General features: G+C 68.3%; 2 protein-coding genes and 1 pseudogene. 1 reads left to right on the forward strand and 2 read right to left on the reverse strand.

The features are described 5' to 3' along the window. Positions 1 to 343: DEAD/DEAH box helicase (locus JMF90_RS36190; protein ID WP_201326258.1), on the reverse strand; the 343-nt coding region annotated here is incomplete at its 3' end. 222 nt (positions 344 to 565) lie between these two features. Next, positions 566 to 1,090: a metal-dependent hydrolase gene (locus tag JMF90_RS36195; RefSeq protein ID WP_006479220.1), complete on the reverse strand. Its 525-nt coding sequence runs from the start codon at positions 1,088 to 1,090 to the stop codon at positions 566 to 568. A 397-nt stretch (positions 1,091 to 1,487) separates the two neighbouring features. On the opposite strand from JMF90_RS36195, the pseudogene JMF90_RS36200 reads away from it, so the two are divergent. Next, a pseudogene (locus tag JMF90_RS36200) lies at positions 1,488 to 1,665 on the forward strand (gamma-glutamyltranspeptidase); the annotation flags it as partial.

The raw sequence follows: 1,665 nt of genomic DNA on the forward strand, positions 1-1,665 counted from the left end.
GCGATTCGGCGATGCCGGCGAGCGGCGCGTCGAGGTTCACGTGGATGTCGTTCGACAGCGCCTTCAGCGGCGACACGTAGACGACCAGCGTCGCATCGGGCAGCGTGCCGTCGTGCGCGAGCGCATCGCGCACCAGATCGTCGAGCGCGCACAGGAACGCGGTGAGTGTCTTGCCGGAGCCGGTCGGCGCGGCCACGAGCGTCGACCGGCCGGCCTTGATGTGCGGCCACGCGAGCGCCTGCGCGCCGGTCGGCGCGGCGAACGTGCGTGTGAACCACGCGGCGACGACCGGGTGGAACACGTCGAGCGCACGGGCGGCAGGGCGGGTAGCGGTGACGTCCATCGGAGCGTTGAAATAGGGTGCGAGCGGGGTGCGAGCGCGCGGATGCATCGCACGCGAATCGAATCGTCAGTGTGCCAGACGTCACGGGTGCGTGCCGGGCATGCGTGCCGACGATTCACACTCAGGTGGGGGCCTGCGCTGCACTTTCAATGGACCGAAAGTTGCGTGCGATTCGGCACGTCGATCGCGTGCCCAATCGTGGCGAATTGCGTCGAATTGCAACTAGACGCGATGCAGCCAGCCGAGCCACTGCTCGATCAGCGGCGCACGCGACCACAGCGACTGCGCGAGCCACAGCGTGCCGCCCCAGGCGGCCGCGACCACGATCAAGTCGCAATGCCCGCTGTTCCACAGGTTCAGCGAATGGCGCCGCCAGATCCACGGTACGCCGAGCGGATTCGGCCAGTCGGCGAGCAGGTGCATCACGCCGCCGCAGGCGAAGCCGAACAGCGGTGCGGCCCACAGCGGATGCGGATGATGGATGAGCCCGTGCCAGCCGAGCGCAAGCAGCGCGACCCAGCCGATGCCCCAGTGCGTGAGGGTGCGATGTGTGATCCACAGGCGGCGCTTGCGGCTCCACCAGGCGACTTCGAGCCAGTCGGGCGCTGTGCCGCCCGCGACGCCCGCCGCGAACGCGGCGAGCATGCCCGAGTGCCACGGACCGGTTGCGCCGGTTTGCGCGACGAGGACGGCGGCGGCGACGCCGGCTGCGAAGCCGGACGCGTGATGTGCATTGTGTGATGCCATAGGGAGCGAGACGAAGCAACGTGAAGCGGCGCGTGCACGAAACGATGATGCGGCGCGCAACGGGGCGCTATCTTCGCAGATCGGGCTGTGCCGCGGGCGGGGCGTTCGCGGATTTTTTTACACGAGTTGCGAGGCTTGCCGCGCGGTTCGCAACTTTCGGTTTTTGTGCGGTGCGCGAAGCGCGCGCCGCAGGCGATGTCGAGCGATCCGCGCGCACGTCGCGGCAGCGCAACGTGACCGCGCGCACACAATCGCCATGCTTTCGTCGCGCCCCGCGTGTTCGACCCTTTTTGTCGCCCTATACTACGAAGCCGGCGTATGGCCGTCGGCGCGCCTGCGGCCATCCACGGATCAGGTGCTCGTCGTGCCTGAAGGAGATCCACATGGGGGACATGCAATGACTACGCTGAATCGCTTCAAATCATCCGCAGCCGTGCTCGCGACGGTGGCCGGCATCGGCTTCCTGCCGAACGCGCCCGCCTACGCGAAAGGGCCGCAGCCCGCGGTCCTGACGAGCTCCGCGGTGGCGGTGGCCGACAAGTACAGCGCGGATGCCGCGGAGCGGATCTTCAAGG

Source organism: Burkholderia sp. E168m23 (genome assembly GCF_016586125.1).
Classification (GTDB): domain Bacteria; phylum Pseudomonadota; class Gammaproteobacteria; order Burkholderiales; family Burkholderiaceae; genus Burkholderia; species Burkholderia orbicola.